Genomic DNA, 18,803 nt, shown 5'->3' on the forward strand with positions numbered 1-18,803 from the left:
CTCTCAATGCCTCTCGATACCTCTTCAGACATGCCTACTTCAGGGGGAGTTGTGGCCGTACAGCAGATCGCCGGGATCGAGTCCGGGGGAGCGGGGACCTCGCGGCTGGCGGCCAGAGGGGTCACGGTCGGGTACGGCGGCAGGGCCGTCATCGACGATCTCCACGTGTCGATCCCGCCGCGGGTGATCACGACGATCATCGGCTCCAACGGATGCGGGAAGTCGACGCTCCTGCGGACCCTGTCGCGGCTGCTCAGGCCGACCAGCGGAACGGTCGTACTGGACGGCGAGGACATCGGCAGGCTCAGGACCCGCGAGGTGGCGAAGAAGCTCGGCCTGCTGCCGCAGGCGCCGGTCGCTCCGGAAGGGCTCACGGTGGCCGACCTCGTCGCCAGGGGCCGCCATCCGCACCAGAGTTGGCTGCGCCAGTGGTCCTCGGACGACGCCGACGTCGTGGCACGCGCCCTGGCGATGACCGGGGTCTCCGATCTGGCCGACCGCCCCGTCGACGCGCTGTCCGGCGGGCAGCGCCAGCGCGTCTGGATCTCGATGACGCTGGCTCAGGGCACGGACCTGCTGCTGCTGGACGAGCCGACCACCTATCTGGACCTGGCGCACGCGATCGACGTACTCGACCTGGTGGACGACCTGCACGAGTCGGGCTGCACCGTGGTGCTGGTGCTGCACGACCTCAATCTGGCCACGCGCTACAGCGACAACCTCATCGTGATGAAGGCCGGTTCGATCCTCGCGCAGGGGCATCCCCGTGACGTGATCACCGCCGAGCTGTTGTACGAGGCGTTCGGGCTGCGCGCCAAGGTGATCGACGACCCGGTGGGGGACCGGCCCCTCATCGTTCCCATCGGGCGCACCCATGTGCGGCTCGATGAACAGAGCACCCTCTAGATCAAACAAAGTTACGGCGCAAGTAAGGCTAGGCTAGCCTCACTTGAGCGCGGTAGGGTTTGGCTGCCCTCGGGGGCGGGACCGCAACGGACGGCACGAAAGCAAGGGATTCGGATGCTTCTCAAGCCAACAACACGTACGAGGCCCTGGCGGAGGTGGGCGGCGGTACTGTCCACCGCGACCCTCGGCGTGGGACTCCTTGCCGGATGCGGTTCGGACTCCGCGGACAAGGCGGACAAGAAGAGCGACAACGCGCCCGCCGCCGGCGGCACGTTCCCGGTCACCGTGGAGCACGCGTTCGGATCCACGAAGGTCGAGAAGGCCCAGCGGGTCGTCTCGGTCGGATACACCGACGACCAGGCCATCCTGGCGCTCGGCATCAAGCCGGTCGGCATGGTCGACCAGTACCCGAACCCGCCGGGCACGTCCCCCGACATCAACACCCAGTGGCCCTGGGTGAAGGACAAGTGGGGCGACACCCGCCCCGAGGTCATCATGAACAACGGTGACACCGGGCCGAACTACGAGAAGATCGCGGCCCTGCGGCCGGACCTGATCATCGCGGTGTACTCCGAGATCGACCAGGCGGGTTACGACAAGCTCTCCAAGATCGCACCCACGGTGGGCCGCACCAAGGCCGAGAAGGAGCCGTTCAGCGCTCCCTGGCAGGACAACGCCGTCCACATCGCCAAGGCGCTCGGCCAGGAGACCCGGGGCACCGAGCTGGTGAAGGGCATTCAGGACAAGCTCGACGCGGCCAAGAAGGCCCACCCCGAGTTCGCGAACCAGACGGCCGTCCCGCTGTCCTGGTACAAGGACTCCGTGGCCCCGTTCACCACCACCGACGTGCGCGGACGGCTGGTGACCGGCATCGGCTACAAGGGCCAGACCGAAATCGACAAGATCGCGGACGGCAAGTTCTACACGACGCTCTCCCCCGAGCGCATGGACCTCGTCGACGTCGACCGCCTCTTCGTCATCGCCGACAAGGCGGACCAGGAAGCACTGAAGAAGTTCCAGCTGTTCACCAACCTGAACGCGGTCAAGAACGGCAAGGTCTCCTACCTCCTCGACAGCGAGGGCCCGGCCGTCGGCGCGGCCATGTCCCAGGGCACCCTGCTCTCCCTGCCGTACGCGATCGACGAACTCGTCAAGTCGGTCGGTCAGATGTGAGCACCACCGCCACGCGCGTCGCCCCGTCGACCCTGCGCACGACGACCGGACGCGAGGCCACCCGCTGGGTCGTGACGCACTGTCGCGAGGTGCCGTGGCTGACCTTCGCCACCGTGTTCACCACGGTGGCCGGGGCGGCGCTCCAGGTGCTCCCGCTGCTCCTGCTCGGCCGGGTCGTCGACGGGGTGGTCGCCGGCGGACCGCGCTCGATCCTGGCGACGACCGGGGTGTTGATGGTGGCCGCCGCGCTCCTCGGCGCGGCGGCCACCGCCCTGTCGACGTACCTCATCGGGCGCCTCGGCGCGGACCTGCTCGCCCGGCTGCGCGAAGGCGCCGTCCGGGCGGTGCTCGGCATGCCGAGCGCACGGATCGAGCAGGTGGGCCGGGGAGACGTGCTCTCGCGGGTCGGTGACGACGTGGCCGTCCTGTCCAAGGGCATCAGAACGGCCGTGCCCACCGTGTTCTCGGCGGGCGTGCTGGTCGTCATCGCCACGCTCGGCATGTTCGGCCTCGACTGGCGGCTCGGACTGGCCGGCGCCTGCGCCCTGCCCGCGTACGGGCTGGCCCTGCGCTGGTACCTGCCCCGCTCCGCCCCCCTCTACCGGAAGCAGCGGGCGGCTCAGGCCGACCGTGCACAGGCCCTGATCAGCGGACTGAACGGGATCGACACGGTCCGGGCCTACCGCCTCGAAGGTGCCGTCCGCGAGAAGGTCACCCGGGAGTCGTGGCGGGTGCGCGAGCTCGGCATCGAGGTGTTCCGGCTCTTCGGCCGCTTCGTCGGCCGGGAGAACCGCGCCGAGTTCATCGGGCTGACCCTCATCATCGTGGTGGGCTACGCCCTGCTGGAGGCCGACGCCGCGACCCTCGGCGAGGTGTCCGCGGCCCCGCTGCTGTTCCACCGGCTCTTCACCCCGCTCGGCTCCATCATGTTCACCTTCGACGAGGCCCAGAAGTCCGGCGCGAGCCTGACCCGCCTCGTCGGAGTGCTGGAGGAGGACGCGGAGGACCGGCTGGTGGGCGCACTGGCCGCGGCACGGGCCGCGGACCTGCCGGACCCGGTGCCCGTGACGGTGCGCGGGCTGACGTTCCGCTATCCCGACTCCGAGGAGCCGGTCGTACGGGACGTCGACCTCACGATCCCGGCGGGCGGTTCGCTCGCGCTGGTCGGGGCGACGGGCGCGGGCAAGTCGACCCTGGCGGCCCTGATCGCGGGCATCGGCACTCCGCTGACCGGGTCGGTGCGCATAGGGTCCACCGACCTCGCCGGTCTGGACGAGGCCGGGGCACGGGCCCTGGTGAGCATCCTGACGCAGGAGACGCACGTGTTCTCCGGCCCGCTCGCGGACGACCTGCGGCTGGCCGCTCCGGAGGCGAGCGATGCCGAGCTGCGGCACGCCCTGCGGACGGTCGGGGCCGACGGATGGGTCGACGCGCTGCCCGAAGGGGTGAACACCCTAGTCGGCGAGGGCGGTGAACGCCTCGACGTCACCAAGGTCGCGCACGTCGCGCTGGCCCGGCTGGTGCTGGGCCGGACACCGGTGGTGGTACTCGACGAGTCCACGGCGGAGGCGGGCAGCGAGGGCGCGGCCGAGCTGGAGCGGGCCGTCCTGGCCGCCTGTGCGGGCCGGACCACGCTGTTCGTGGCACACCGGCTCACCCAGGCGATGGCGGCGGACCGGATCGCCGTACTGGACGCGGGGCGCGTCGTGGAGCAGGGCACGCACGAGGAGCTGGTGGCCCTCGGCGGCCGCTACGCACGACTGTGGCGGGCCTGGCGGGAAGGCAGCTAGCCGGCCGGCTCTTTTCGGTTGGATCAACTTATCGATCTGGAAGGGACGTTGAGCCTTCGATGACGGAATCGACCGCTCGCCTCGTGCTGCTTTCTCCCGCCCGCCTGGCCGACGTGCGCCGGCGCTCCGGCGACTACTGCGACACGACCGTCGCCCGGGCGTGCGCGATCGGGCTGGCGTACTGGGCGACGGGCCGCAGCCCCGACGGCCTGGAACTCACCCCGGGCACGCTGTTCGCGGACGTCCTCGGCTGGGCGGACAGCGGCGGCGCCGGGCCGGCCGGCTGGGAGGTCGGCGTGGACCCCACGGGCGGCCGGAGCATCACCGTCCCGGAAGGCGTCCTACTCGCCGACGCCCGGCTCGCACTGGACGACCTGGCCGACTTTCCGGACCGGCCCGTCTCCACCATCGGCCCCTCCAGCATCGAGGCGAGGCTCGCGACCCTCGCCCGGTGGAACGACACCGGGGCGGACCGGGTCCGCCCGACCATCATGGAGATGTTCCGCGAGCAGGCACGCCTGCGGCCGGACGCCGTCGCCGTCGTCGACGAGCACCGCTCGCTGACCTACCGTCAAGCCGCCGAACTCTCCGGCCAGCTGGCACACCACCTGCTCGAACGCGGCGTCACCGCCGAACAGGTCGTCGCCATCTCGCTGGACCGCTCCGCCGCCATGGTCATCGGCCTGCTCGGCGTGCTCCGGGCGGGAGCCGCGTTCGTACCGCTCGACCCCGGCTGGCCGGCCGCGCGCCGGTCCGCCGTCATCGACGACGCCCGCGTCGTCCTGCAGCTGGCCGCCTCGGGCGAGCACGCCCCGGACGAGCCGGAAGCCGTGCCCGTCGACCTCGGGGACTGGCAGTTCGGGGCGTACCCCGGTCAGGACACCGGCGTGACCGTCGCCGGCGACGCCCTCGCCTATGTGATCTTCACGTCCGGCTCGACCGGCCGGCCCAAGGGCGCGATGATCCGGCACGAGGCGATCAGCGAGCGCCTGCTCTGGCAGGTCGACGAGATCCTGGGCTTCGGCCAGGACGACGCCTCGCTCTTCAAGGCTCCGCTGTCGTTCGACATCTCCATCAACGAGATCTTCCTGCCACTGGTGTGCGGAGGCCGGCTGGTCGTCCTGCGGCCCGGCGGCGAACGCGACCCGCACCACCTGCTCAGTGTGATCGCCGAGCAGCGCGTCACCTTCACCTACCTGGTGTCGTCCATGCTGGACGTGCTGCTGGAGATCGCCGGCGACTCCGGACGACTGGACAGCCTGCGCCACGTCTGGTGCGGCGGCGAGGTACTGACCCCGGAGCTGTACGAACGCTTCCGCAACTGGCTCGACATACCCATGTACCACGGCTACGGCCCCGCCGAAACGACGATCGGCGTCTCGCACGTCGTCTACCGCGGCGCCGCCGAACGCCTGTCGACCTCGATCGGCAGGCCCAACCCCAACACCCAGCTGTACGTGCTGGACGACGAACTGCGCCCGGTCCCGGTCGGGGTCGGCGGCGAGCTGTACGTGGGAGGGTTCCTGCTCGGCCGCGGGTACGTGGGCGCACCCGGCCTGACGGCCGCCCGGTTCGTCGCGAACCCCTTCGCCGCGGACGGGTCCCGGCTGTACCGGACCGGTGACCTCGCTCGTTTCGCCCCGGACGGTTCGCTGGACTTCCTCGGGCGCGCCGACAACCAGATCAAGATCCGCGGCATGCGGCTGGAGATCGAGGACGTCGAGGTCGGCCTCGCCGAGCACCCCGCAGTACGGCACACCTGCGTCGTCGCGAAGAAGAACACGGCCGGCGGCACCTACCTCGTGGGGTACGTGATCCCGGCCGCCGGAAGCGAGGACCTGCGCGCGGACGAGGTCAGGCAATGGGCCACCGGGCACATGGTCGAGTACATGGTGCCCGCCCACATCGTCGTGATGAAGGAGTTCCCGCTCACCGCGAACGGCAAGCTCGACCGGGGCGCGCTGCCCGAGCCGGAGACCGGAGCAGGCGTGCTCGCCCCGCCCGTCACCGAGAACGAGCGGACGGTGTGCGCCGCGGTCGCGGCGGTCCTGCGACGCGACGCGGTCGGTGTCGACCAGGACTTCTTCCGGCTCGGCGGGGACAGCATCCTGGCGATCTCGCTGCTGAGCGCCCTGCGCGAAGCGGGCCTCCACGTCACGGCCCGCCAGATCTTCACCCACAGCGTCCTCGGCGCGCTGGCTGCGGTCGCGGACCGCGAGGCCGCGGCCGCGGACCACTGCGACGTCGCCACCGGCACCGTTGTCGGCCCGCCCATCGTGCAGTGGCTCGGCGAGACCACCGACGCCGTCGACGGCTTCGTCCAGTCGGTGGTCCTGAACACCCCGGCGGACCTGACGGCCGAGGGCCTCGACGCGGTCCTCACCGCCGTGGTCGCACGGCACGACATGCTGCGCGCCGAACTGGTGCGCGGCGAGCGCTGGGGCTTCGAGATACCGGAGGCGGACCGGACGGCCGCGGCGCGATGGCAGGAGAACGACCTGCCGCTCGACGAGTGCGTCGCACTCGCCACCGACGCACTGGACCCGGACGGCGGCGTGATGCTGCGCGCCGTCTGGCGCCGCGAGGCGCGCCAGCTGGTCCTGGTCGCGCACCACGTGGTCATCGACGGCGTGTCCTGGCGGATCCTGATGGAGGACCTCTCCACGGCGTGGCGCTGGTTCGTCTCGGGCGCACCGATCGACCTGCCGCCGGTGGGCACATCGTTCCGCCGCTGGACCCAGCTGCTGGCGCGCGCGGGCTTCGACGCCGACCGCGAGTACTTCCGCCGCCCCCTGCCCGGGCCGGACGAGCCGCTCGGCCGGCGCGCGCTGTCCGCGGCCGACACCGTCGCCCGGGAGCGGACGACGACCCTCTCGGTCGGCCCCGACACCACGGCCGCGCTGCTGGGCGAGATCCCCGCCAGGTTCCACGCGGGCGTCAACGACGTGCTGCTGACCGCGCTCGCCGTCACGCTCGCCCGGTGGCGCCGCGACCTCGGCCAGGACCAGACGTTCGCGCACATCGAGCTGGAGGGCCACGGCCGCGAAGGCCGGTACGTGGCGGAGTCCGCCGGCTTCGAGCCGGAACTGTCACGGACCGTGGGCTGGTTCACCACCCTGTACCCGGTGACCGTCGACCCCGGCGCGGCCGCCGATCCCACCGATCCCGGATACCTGGCCGCCGCCCTCAAGGCGGTCAAGGAGGACCTGGCCCGGGTACCGAGCAACGGCGTCTCCTACGGCGCCCTGCGCCACCTGGCCGACACCCGCTTCGAGGCCCCCGCCCCGCAGGTGCTGTTCAACTACCTGGGACGCTTCGACGCGGGCTCGTCCGGCGACTGGGAACTCGCGCACACCACCGGCCAGTTGGGTGAGAAGCGCGACCCGAGGATGCGCCTGCCCCGCGTCCTGGAGTTCAACGCCATCGCCGAACCCGCCCCGGCCGGCGGCGGGTACGAACTGGTCACCACCCTCTCCTGGCCCGACGGGCTGCTCACCGACGGGGACGTCGAGGCCATCGGCCGGTACTTCCGGGAGGCCCTGACCGGGCTGGCCGGGCTGACCGCGCTCGACACCGGCGGCCACTCGCCCAGCGACTTCGCCCTCTCGGCGCTCACCCAGGCCGACGTCGACGAACTGGACGGCCCGGCGCTGCGGGACGTCCTGCCGCTGACCCCGCTCCAGGAAGGCCTGTACTTCCACTCGGTCTTCGACGACGACTCCGCGGGCAGCTACGTCGAACAGCAGCTGCTGACCCTGGAGGGGGAGGTGGACGCCGACCGGCTCGCCGCGGCGGCCACCCGGCTGCTCACCCTGTTCCCCAACCTGGCCGCGCGGTTCGTGGCCCTCGCCGACGGCCGGGTGGTCTCCGTACTGGAGGCCGGGGTGGCGGCCCCGTTCACCGTCCTGGAGCGGCCCGGCATCTCCGACGAGGAGATCGGCGAGCACGCCGAGCGGGACCGCCGCGCCGGGTTCGACCTGGCCACCGGTCCGCTGATGCGGTACACCCTCTTGCGTACGGGCTCCGGCCGCAGCGTCCTGGTGCAGACCGTGCACCACATCATCGCCGACGGCTGGTCCGTACCGCCGATGCTCCGCGCGCTGCTGGCCGAGTACCACGCACCCGGGACCGTGCACCCGCTCGGCGGCTTCACCGACTACGTGCGCCGGCTCGCCGAGCGGGACGAGGACGAGAGCGACCGGGTCTGGCACGAGGAACTGGCCGGACTCCCCGGCCCTTCGCTGGTCGCCGAGGGGCACACCCCGTCCGACCGGTTCGACGACACCTCCGCACCACCGGAGGGCGACATCGACGCGGCCGCCCGGTCCGCCGGCGTACCGCTCAGCGTGGCCGTGCACAGCGCCTGGGCGGTGACCCTGGGCGGCCTCCTGCCCTCCCGGGACGTCGTCTTCGGCTCCACGGTCTCCGGGCGCGACGCGGACGTCCCCGGCATCGGGGACATGGTGGGTCTGTTCATCAACACCATCCCCGTGCGCGCCCGGTGGGCCGCCACCACCACCGCACGCGAACTGCTCGGTTCGGTGCGCGAACACCAGAGCGCGGTGCTGGCGCACCAGCACGTCTCCCTGGCACGCATCAGCCGCCGAAGCGGCGCCGGCCCCCTCTTCGACACCCTGGTGGTGTTCGACGTGGCGACCGACGTGGCAGGTCTGCGCCGGCCCGAGGACACGCTCGCCATCACCGACATCGTGAACGAGGGCGCCCCGCACTACCCGCTGACCCTCGTGGTGGAGCGCGCGCCCGACGGCCGCCCGCGCTTCAACCTGATCCACGACGGCGCGCTGCTGCGCGAGACGACCGCCCGGCGGATCCTGCACACCTTCACCCGCACCCTGGACGGCCTGCTGACCCGGCCCGACGCCCTCGTCGACGACCTCGCGCCGACCGGCACCCGGCCCCCCGCGCAGACCGCCCCGACGACCCTGGGCGCACTCTTCGACGCCGCCGCCCGCCGCGATCCGGCCGCCACCGCCGTTACCCAGTGCGCCCTCGACGGCAGCGCCCGTTCCCTGACCTACGGCGAGTTGGCCGCCGCGAAGGACGAGCTGGCCTCCACCCTGCGCACCGCCGGAGTCCGGCCGGGCGAACGGGTCGCCGTCGCCGTCCCGCGCTCCCTCGAACAGGTCGTCGCCCTCGTCGCGATCGTCACCGCGGGCGGGGCCTACGTACCCCTGGACCCGGCCTACCCGGACGGACGGCTGGAATACGTCCTCGCCGACGCGGCCCCGCAGGTCGTACTCGTGGACCGGGAGCACCGGGACCGCTTCACGCGGCTGCTGGCCCGGGCGGGCGTACCGGCCCGGGTGCTCGTACAGGGCGAGGAGACGGCGCCGCACGAGGCCCGTGACGCCGCCCCGCCCGAGGCGGGCCCGCACGATCCCGCGTACGTGATCTACACGTCGGGCTCGACCGGCCGGCCCAAGGGCGTCGTGGTCCCGCACTCCAGCGTCGTGACCCTGCTCGTGAACACCCGGCCCGACATGGAGTTCGGCCCCCACGACGTGTGGGTCCAGTTCCACTCCTACTCCTTCGACTTCGCCGTGTGGGAACTGTGGGGCGCCCTCGCGCACGGCGGCGAACTGCTCGTCCCCGAGTACGGCCTGACCCGCTCCCCGGTCGACTTCCACCGCCTGGTGCGCGAGCGCGGGGTGACCGTCCTCAACCAGACCCCGTCGGCCTTCTACCGGTTCATCGAGGCCGACCGGCACGCGGGCGAGCCGGTGACCGCCCTGCGCCGCGTCATCTTCGGCGGCGAGCCGCTGGACCTCGGGCGGCTGCGCGCCTGGGTCGAGCGGTACGGCGCCGCCTCGCCCGAGCTGGTCAACATGTACGGGATCACCGAGACCACCGTGCACGTCACCCACCGGATCCTGACCGAGGAGGACTTCCGCCACGGAGCCGACGTCAGCCCGATCGGAGGCCCGATCCCCGGCCTGGTCACCCACCTGCTCGACGACCGGCTCCGCCCCGTCCCGCCCGGCCGGGTCGGCGCCATCTACGTCGCCGGGGACCAGGTCTCCCTCGGCTACCTGGGCCGGCCGGCCCTCACCGCGGGCCGCTTCGTCGCGGACCCGTTCGCGGGCGACGGCTCCCGCATGTACCACACGGGCGACCTGGCCCGCCGGACGCTCGACGGCGAGCTGGAGTTCACCGGCCGCGCCGACGACCAGGTGCAGCTCAAGGGCTTCCGCATCGAGCCCGGCGAGGTGGAGTCCGCGATCAGAGAACTCGACGGCGTGGTCGACGCGGCCGTCACCGTGGCCGCGAGCGGCGACCACCTCGTCGCGCACGTCGTCGGGCGGGTGCCCGCCGACCTCGCCGGCCTGCTCGCCCCGAAGCTGCCCGTGCACATGGTCCCCGGTCTGGTCCTGCCGATCGACGCCCTGCCGCTGACCGTCAACGGCAAACTGGACCGCAAGGCCCTCACCGAGCGCGCCGCATCCCACGACGCACCGCTCGACACGCCCCAGGCTCCACCGGCCGCCCCGGCCGGATCCGCAATCACCGCACTGGTCGGCATCTTCACCCAGACCCTCCCCGGCACCGCCGTGGACGCCGACAGCGACTTCTTCAGGGCCGGCGGCGACAGCATCCTCGCCATCGCCGTCGTCAACCGGGCCCGGGCGCTGGGCCTCGCGATCGCCCCGCGGGACGTGTTCCTGCTCAGGACACCGCGCGCGCTCGCCGCGCACCTGGCGACCGGCACCCCACAGGCCGCGGCGCCCGCCGCACCCGCACTCGAACCCGCCGAGGACGGCCCCCTGACGCCGACCCCGATCATCCTGCGCCAGCGCGAACTCGGCGGCTCGCTGGCCCGGTTCGCCCAGGCCAGGGCCCTGGTCACGGCCGAGGGCACCCGCTTCGCGGACGCCGCGCGCGCCGCGGAGGCCGTCGTCGCCGCGCACCCGGCCCTGCGACTGCGCCTGCTCGTCGAGCACGGGGTATGGGCCCTTCGCACCGAACCCGCCCGCCCCGTCACCGTCGTACGGAGCGAGGCGCCCGACGCGGGGACCGCCGCCGACGAGGCCGCCGGCCGGCTCGACCCCGAGGCCGGCGACGTCATCGCCTTCTCCTGGCTGGAAGCGAGCCGGACCCTCGTGGTCACCGTGCACCACCTCGCCGTCGACGCCGTGTCCTGGCTGGTCCTGCTGGACGACATCACCGCCGCCCTGCGCGGGGCACCGCTCCCGCCGCCCACCACCTCCTACGCCGCATACGCGCAGGCACTGGCCCACCAATCTGCCCACGGGATCGACGGCCTCGGCCACTGGATCACCACCCTCCAGGCACCCCCGCTGCTGCCCGCGGCCCAGGAGCCGAGGGACATCACGGTCGTGCTCCCGCCCGCGGTCAGCGACCAGGTGACGCGCACCGCGCCCGTCGCACTCGGCGTCGGCCTCACCGAGCTGCTGTGCGGCGCCCTGCGCACCGCGCTGACCCACGTCCAGACCTCGCCCACCGACCTCGCGATCGAGCTGGAGCGGCACGGCCGGGTCCCGGCGCTGCCCCACCACGACTACACCCGCACGGTCGGCTGGTTCACCTCCATCGCCCCCGTGCGGCTCACGGCGCACACCGACCCTGTCGCGGCGGCCCGCGAGGTCGCCGAACGCCAGCCCGACGAGCACGCGCACATCGCGTACGGCCGGCTCCGCCACCTCAACCCGCAGACGGCCCCGCTGCTCACCGCCCGGCCCCAGGTGCTGTTCAACTACCTGGGCCGGGGCGGCGAGTCACAGGCGCTGCACGTCTCCGGCGCCGACCGGAGCAGCCCGTACGCCGTCGAGGTCAACGCGTGGACGGACGCCGCCACCGGAAGCCTGCACGCGGTCTTCACCCTCGCCGAGGACATACCCGACGAGATCACCGCGCACTGGCGCGCCGCACTGCAACACATCGCGGACGCCGCCGCCACGGCCGAGCGCACGGCGCCCGTCACCCCGCTCCAGCGCGGCCTGTTCTTCCAGGCGCAACTGGCGGGCCCGGCCGGACACTACGTCGCGCAGAGCTGGTTCACCTTCGACCGGCGCCTGGACACCGACGCGCTCGCCGAGGCGATGGCCTGGGTGATCGCCCGCCACCCGGTCGTCGGCGCCGGCTTCACCACCGACGACGACGGCAGGGCCGTCCAGGTCCTCGGCGCGGGCCGGCGGGTCGGCGTCCGGACGATCGACCTCGCGACGGACGAGGAGGTCGACGACCTGCTCGCCCGGGACCGCGACACCGGATTCGACCCGGGTGAGCCGCCGCTGATCCGCCTGACCGTGGTGCGGCTGCCCGACGGCCGCGACGGCCTGCTGCTGAGCTACCACCTGCTGCTGTGGGACGGCTGGTCCCGCGAAATCGTGCTCCGGGACCTGTTCGACGCCTACGAGGCCGCCGTCGCGGGCACGCTGACACCCCCGGCCCCGGCCACGCCGAGCTTCGAGGACCACGCCCGGGCACTCGACGCCAGGGACCCGGCCGTCTCGGAACGCTTCTGGGCGCAGCACCTGACCGGCCTCCCCGGCCCCACACTGCTCGCCGGGCCGACCCCGGCCCTGGTCGACGGCCTGCCGCGGACGCTCGTGCACCGGCTCTCCGCCGAACACTCCGAGCGCCTGCGGGAGGTGGCCCGGGCCCACGGCGTCACCCTGAACTCGGTACTGACCGGCGCGTTCGGCCTGCTGCTGGGTGCGCACACGGGCCGCTCCGACGCCGTCTTCGGCGTCACCGTCTCCGGCCGCGAGGGCGCGGACCTCGCCGAAGTCGTCGGCGTGCTGCTCAACACGGTGCCGATGTGGACGCGGGCCCGGCCGTACGACACGGTCCGGGACTACCTGACGGCCGTACAGACGGCCCGCGTCGAGGCGATGGAGCACGAGCACCTCGGGCTCGGCGAGATCCAGCGGGCCGGCGGACACGACACCCTCTTCGACAACCTGTTCGTGCTCCAGAACTTCCTGGACATGGACGCGTTCGCCGAGATGAACGCCCGGCACGGCATCACCGCCGTACGGGCCGACGACTCCACGCACTACCCGTTCACCTGGGTCGTCACCCCCGGCGACCGGCTCACCGTCAAGCTGGAGTACCGCGACCACGACACCGCGGCCGCCCGGCGACTGCTCGACGGCTACCTGACCGTGCTCGGGGACCTGACCACGTGGACCGGGCCGGTGGGCGCACTGCCGGGCCCGGGGCCGGAGCCCGAGGCCGGCGCCCGCACGGACATCGGGACGGACACCGTCGTCGACCGGTTCGACCGGGCGGCCGACCGGGACCCGCAGCGGGTCGCGCTCGTCGCCCACGGCCGGACCATGACCTTCGGCCGGCTCCGGGACCGCAGCCGGGCGCTGGCGGGCGTGCTCGCCGCGCGCGGCGTCGGACCCGGGGCGACGGTGGCCCTCGCGATCCCGCGCTCCCTCGACTCGATCGTCGCGCTGTTCGCCGTACTGCGTGCGGGCGCCGCGTACGTACCGCTGGAGCTGGACCACCCCGACGACCGGATCGCCGCCATCGTGGCCGACGCCCGCCCGGACGTGACCCTCACCGTCAGCGCGGTGTCGCCCCGGCTGACCGGCGACCTGATCGAGCTGGACCGGCCCCTGCCCGAGGCCGAACCGTACGTGACCTTCGCCCCCGACGACCCGCACCGCCTGCGCCACCCCGCGTACACGATCTACACCTCCGGATCGACCGGGCGGCCGAAGGGCGTGGTGACCGAATACGCCGGGCTCACCAACATGCTCGTCAACCACCAACGCCGGATCTTCGAGCCGGTGCTGGCCGAGCACGACCACCGGGTCTTCCGCATCGCCCACACCGTGTCCTTCGCCTTCGACATGTCGTGGGAGGAACTGCTCTGGCTCGCCGACGGCCACGAGGTGCACATCTGCGACGAGGAACTGCGCCGCGACGCACCCCGGTTGGTCGAGTACTGCCTGGAGCACGGCATCGACGTCATCAACGTGACGCCGACCTACGCCCAGCAGCTGGTGGCGGAGGGCCTGCTCGACGATCCCGGGCGGCGGCCGGCGCTGGTCCTGCTGGGCGGCGAGGCGGTCACCCCGACCCTGTGGCAGCGGCTCGCCGAGACCGAGGGGACCGTCGGCTACAACCTGTACGGACCCACCGAGTACACCATCAACACCCTGGGCGTCGGCACCTTCGAATGCCAGGACCCGGTGGTCGGCGTGGCCATCGACAACACGGACGTGTACGTCCTGGACCCATGGCTGCGGCCCCTGCCGGACGGGGTCCCCGGCGAGCTCTACGTGGCGGGCATCGGCATCGCGCGCGGCTACCTCGGGCAGCCCGCCCAGACCGCGGACCGGTTCGTGGCCTGCCCGTTCGGCGCACCCGGCGCACGCATGTACCGGACCGGGGACCTGGTGGTCCGGCGGCCCGACGGGAACCTCATGTACCTGGGCCGCACCGACCAGCAGGTCAAGATCCGCGGACACCGCGTCGAACTCGGCGAGGTCGAGGCCTCGTTCGCCGCGCACCCGGCGGTCCGGTTCGCCGCCGCGGTCGCCCAGCCCGACCCGCAGGTCGACGGCGCCCACCGGCTCGCCGCCTACCTCGTCGTGGACGGCTCCGACCTCGCGACGGTCGCCGCCGAGGTGGGCGCCGCCCTGCCGGACTTCCTGCGCCCCACGCACTACGCGCGGGTCGACCGGATTCCGCTGACCGTCAACGGGAAGGCGGACACCAAGGCGTTGCCGGAGGCCCGGCCGCTCGGCACCCTGACCACGGCGGGGGAGCGCGGACCGCGGACCGGGACCGAGAGCGTGGTGTGCGAGTTCTTCGCCGAAGCACTCGACCTGGACGAGGACGAGGTGAGCGCGTTGAGCGATTTCGTGTCCCTCGGAGGGCACTCCATGCTGGCGGTGCGGCTGATCGGCCTGCTCCGCCGCGAGTACGGTCCTGTGATCACGGTCCGTGACCTGTTCACCCTGCGAACCCCGGAAATGATTGCCCGCCACCTCGATGAAAACTCCTGACGCGCAGCGGCCCCGACCGGGGTCCGACATCCTGAAGACCGCCCTGCGCCGCAACATCGGCGCCATGGCCCGGGGCACCGTCCTCATGGGCCTGTACCAGGCCGGTGAGACCGCCTTCCCGATCGCGCTCGGCCTGATCGTCGAGCACACGATGCAGGACCGCAGCCCCGGTGCGCTCGCCCTCTCGATCGGCGTACTGGCCGTGATCATCACGACCGTGTCCCTGTCGTGGCGGTTCGGCATGCGCATCCTGCAGAAGGCCAACACGACCGAGGCGCACCGCTGGCGGGTGCGGGTCGCGGACTGCGGGCTCCAGCCCGTCGCCCGGGACGCCGGCCTCAAGTCCGGCGAGGTGCTGACCATCGCCACCGAGGACGCCGACCAGACGGCCGACATCATCGAGGTGGTGCCCCTGCTGATCAGCTCACTGGTCGCGGTGCTGGTCGCGGCGGTCGCCCTGGGGCTGGCCGACATCCGGCTCGGCCTGCTCGTGATCGTGGGTACCGCCCTGATCCTGTCCGTCCTGAGCGTGATGTCCAAGCGGATCGGATCCAGCACCCGCGAACAGCAGGCCCGGGTGGCCCGGGCGGGTGCCAAGGTCGCCGACCTGATCACCGGCCTGCGCCCGCTGCACGGCTTCGGCGGGAACCACGCCGCCTTCCGGTCCTACCGGAAGGTCAGCACGGAGGCCAAGCACCAGGCGATCACCGTGGCCGGGGTGAACGGCGCGTACGCGGGCACCGCGATGGCCCTGAACGCGGCCCTCGCCGCCGGTGTGACCCTGACCGCCGGCTGGCTGGCCTTCGAGGGCCGGATCACCGTCGGGGAGCTCGTCATGGCCGTGGGGCTCGCGCAGTTCATCATGGAACCGCTGAAGCTGTTCTCGGACATGCCCAAGTACGTGATGATGGCGCGCGCGTCGGCCGAGCGGATGGCACTCGTGCTGACCGCGCCACCGGTGGCGACGCCCGGGGCAGAGCGCCCGGCGGCCGGTGGGGACCTGGAGATCGACTGCGTCCGGTACGGGTCCCTGCGCGACCTGAAGTTCCAGGTGCCCGCGGGCGAGTTCGTGGCGATCGCCGTCTACCAGCCGCGCGCCGCGGCCGACCTCGCCGCGATCCTGTCCGTGCGCGTGCCGCCGCACGCCTACGAGGGAGCGGTGCGGATCAGCGGGGAGGAACTCGCCGCGCTGTCGATCGAGGCGGTCCGCGAGCACATGCTGGTGAACCCGTACGACGGGGAGATCTTCGCGGGCACCCTCCGTACGAACATCGACCCGTCGGGCACCAGCCGGACGGTCGACGCAGCCGTCGAGGCCTCCATGCTGACCGACGTCGTCGCCCTCCACCGCGAGGGCCTCGACCACGGCGTCCGCGACCGCGGTGCGAACCTCTCCGGCGGACAGCGCCAGCGGCTGTCTCTGGCGCGGGCCCTGGCCGCGGACACGGACATCCTCGTCCTGCACGATCCGACCACCGCCGTGGACGCGGTCACCGAGCAGATCGTCGCGCGCAACATCGCCGAGCTGCGGCGGGGCCGCACCACCGTCGTGATCACCAGCAGCCCGGCCCTGCTGGACGCCGCCGACCGGGTGCTGGTCCTGGACGACGGCGTGATCACAGCGGAGGACACCCACCGCAACCTCCTCGCCGGCGACGAGAACTACTGCCTGGCGGTGGCCCGTTGAATGCGCTCGAAGAGACGGCCTAGGCGAGCGCCCAGCCCACGTCCCGGAGCAGGGCATGGCGCCAGCCCGCGCGGTCGTGCCCCGACGGCGACCGGGAGACCCGCACGGTTGCGCCCGCCTGCTCGGCCAGGGTCTCGACCAGTGCGCAGTGCGGCAGCATCCGGGTCTCGTGCTCGCCCACGTCGAAGGCGATCCGCAGGCCGGACAGGTCGGGCCGGTCCCGCAGCCGTGCGGCGATCGCGCCGCCGACCGGGCCGCCGAGCGGGTCCGCCGACTTCGCGGCGCCGGGTGTCCACCACAGCGACCCCGACTGGCAGGCGACCCGGGACACCAGATCGGGGAACTCCAGGGCCGCGTACACCGCGCTCAGCCCGCCGAGGCTCTGCCCGGCGACCACCAGGCGGTCCACGTCCGCGGGCACGCCGGAGTCCGCGACCAGCGGCAGCAGTTCGTCCCGCACCGCCTGCCACAGCTCCGGCCGGCACCCGAACTCGGCCTCCCGGTCCCTGGTCGGCAGGAAGACCAGGGTGACGGGGGGCAGCTCGCCGCCGGCGACGGCGGAGTCGAAGGCGGTCATGGCCGGGTGCAGGTACAGCCAGTCGTCCCCGTCGAGCAGCAGCACCACCGGTCCGCCGCCGCCCGCCGGGTGGACCCGTACGGTCCGGCGCCCGCCGAGCCGATCGCCGGCCCAGCGGACCCTGGTCCGGGGGACGGGCAGCACGTCGTCGGAGCCGAAGAGCGGCCAGTGCGGCTGGGCCGGGGCGTCCGGGGTGGCGGCGACGGACCGGTCGCCGCCCGCGCCGACCGGGTTGAACGGGTCGGCGTACGCCGTGCCGTCCACGAGGAACTGGTACGTCACCCGCAGCCGCGCGGGCATCCGTACTTCGGCGTACCAGCAGTCCGTGTCGTGCCAGCGGCGCAGCGGCACGTCGTCCGACCAGCTCTCGAAGGCGAGGCCGGCCGCGGAGCCGCGCCACAGGAACAGGGTCGTCCAGCCGCCGCCCCCGGCAGGCACCGACCCGGGCCCTGCGGCCGCCGCCCAGAACTCCGCGGACCCCGGCTCGCCGGGCAGTCCGTATGCGGCGAAGTCGGTCTCCAGGGGCATGAAGTCTCCCAGTGGCGGCGGTAGTTAGGTGAGCCTTAGTTTAGAGCGTTCCGGGGGGGTCCGGGGGAGGATGGCCTCGGAAGGGGTTCCCGCCGGTGGATCGTGCTGACGGGGCTCCGTGGCGGGCGGACCGGCCATCTGGCAGGCGCAGTTCACCCCGGAGGAGCTGAGCGGCGGAGGCGCGGAGCTTCGGGTTGCCGGTGGCCGCGCACGCCCACGGGACCGAGGGCATCGCGGCCGCCGTTGCTGCCGGCGTGGACACCATCGAGCACTGCACGTGGATGGGGCGCGCGGGCTCCGACGTACGGGCGGACCTGGTCGACGCCATCGCGGCGCGCGGCGTACGCCTGCTGCCCGGAACCGACGCGGGCGTCCCGCACGCCGTCTTCGACGGGTTCGTCTCCAGCCTGGAGTTCTTCGCGCACATCGGGCTGGCCCCGGCCGAGATCGTGGACCTGGCCACCTCGGGCGCGGCGCGGGCCCTGGGGATCGGCGGGGACACCGGTCGGCTGGTGGCCGGGCTCCGGGCCGACCTGCTCGTCGTGGACGGCGATCCGCTCGCCGATGTCGCCGCGTTGCGTGCGGTCCGGCTGGTCGTGGCGGGTGGCCGACGGGCGGGTGGCTAGACCCGTCTCTTTCGGATCTTGCCGGGTCCGCGACATCTTGCCGCGCCCCGCGACGCCCCGCACCGCACCCGGCCGCGTTGTCAGGTGGTCGGCGCCCTCGTCGGCGCCCTCGTCGGCGGCCTCGTGGGCCGGGCTGCCGGCACCGTCGTCGTCCGGGGCCTGCAGGCGGCCCTCGTCATCGCCCGCGGCACCCGGTGCACCGGGACGCGCACCCTCGAACGCGACTCCTCGCCGCTTCACTGACCGCCGAACTACCGGCCACCGCGAAACGCCGGTGACGGCGATTCTCACTCTGTGCGACGGTTCGTCGCAGTCGTAGTTCCGGCCCGGAAGGGCGGCCTTCGGGTGGCACTCGACGCGCCCGCGTCCCCTTGCCGCTCAGCGCTGCCCGGCCGTACACCCCTCCGTTCCTTATGTCCTTATTTGGGCTGCCTTGGTGAGTGAAGCAGGCCACTCTCCGCAATGCATTGCGCATGGATCCCGGGAGTCGGGGCAGGCGGCCGGATCAAG

General features: G+C 72.9%; 8 protein-coding genes. 7 read left to right on the plus strand and 1 reads right to left on the minus strand.

Going from position 1 to position 18,803, the window contains the following annotated elements:
- Positions 1-51 precede the first annotated feature (51 nt).
- The 5 genes from IE257_RS08390 to IE257_RS08410 all read left to right on the plus strand — a co-directional run bounded on the left by IE257_RS08390 (position 52) and on the right by IE257_RS08410 (position 16,562).
- Positions 52-906: an ABC transporter ATP-binding protein gene (locus IE257_RS08390; RefSeq protein ID WP_189966341.1), complete on the plus strand. Its 855-nt coding sequence runs from the start codon at positions 52-54 to the stop codon at positions 904-906.
- Between the two features lie 114 nt (positions 907-1,020).
- Positions 1,021-2,079 carry an iron-siderophore ABC transporter substrate-binding protein gene (locus IE257_RS08395; protein ID WP_189966343.1) on the plus strand — a complete coding sequence of 353 codons (1,059 nt, stop codon included), beginning with the start codon at positions 1,021-1,023 and terminating at the stop codon, positions 2,077-2,079.
- A complete protein-coding gene (locus IE257_RS08400) occupies positions 2,076-3,869 on the plus strand; it encodes an ABC transporter ATP-binding protein (protein ID WP_189966345.1) in 1,794 nt (597 codons plus the stop codon). Before IE257_RS08395 ends, IE257_RS08400 begins: the two co-directional genes overlap by 4 nt.
- 59 nt (positions 3,870-3,928) lie before the next feature.
- Positions 3,929-14,875 (plus strand): non-ribosomal peptide synthetase, encoded by a 10,947-nt coding sequence (locus IE257_RS08405; RefSeq protein ID WP_189966347.1) that lies wholly within the window; start codon positions 3,929-3,931, stop codon positions 14,873-14,875.
- On the plus strand, positions 14,862-16,562 hold the full coding sequence (locus IE257_RS08410; protein ID WP_189966349.1) for an ABC transporter ATP-binding protein: 1,701 nt from the start codon (positions 14,862-14,864) through the stop codon (positions 16,560-16,562). The genes IE257_RS08405 and IE257_RS08410 overlap by 14 nt, the downstream gene beginning before the upstream one ends.
- 19 nt (positions 16,563-16,581) lie before the next feature.
- On the opposite strand, the gene IE257_RS08415 is transcribed toward IE257_RS08410, so the two are convergent.
- Positions 16,582-17,667, minus strand: a complete 1,086-nt coding sequence (locus IE257_RS08415; protein WP_189966351.1) for an alpha/beta hydrolase-fold protein — start codon at positions 17,665-17,667, stop codon at positions 16,582-16,584.
- A gap of 200 nt (positions 17,668-17,867) precedes the next feature.
- Between IE257_RS08415 and IE257_RS08420 the strand changes: the two genes are divergently transcribed.
- Together IE257_RS08420 and IE257_RS08425 are read left to right on the plus strand one after the other, a co-directional pair.
- Positions 17,868-18,293: an amidohydrolase family protein gene (locus tag IE257_RS08420; protein WP_229920212.1), complete on the plus strand. Its 426-nt coding sequence runs from the start codon at positions 17,868-17,870 to the stop codon at positions 18,291-18,293.
- Positions 18,294-18,377: 84 nt separating this feature from the next.
- The gene (locus IE257_RS08425; RefSeq protein WP_189966353.1) at positions 18,378-18,536 is read left to right on the plus strand and encodes a hypothetical protein; all 159 of its coding nucleotides are present in this window, start codon (positions 18,378-18,380) and stop codon (positions 18,534-18,536) included.
- Positions 18,537-18,803: the final 267 nt, after the last annotated feature.

The sequence above is a fragment of the Streptomyces avidinii genome (assembly GCF_014650695.1).
GTDB classification, from domain to species: Bacteria; Actinomycetota; Actinomycetes; order Streptomycetales; family Streptomycetaceae; genus Streptomyces; species Streptomyces avidinii.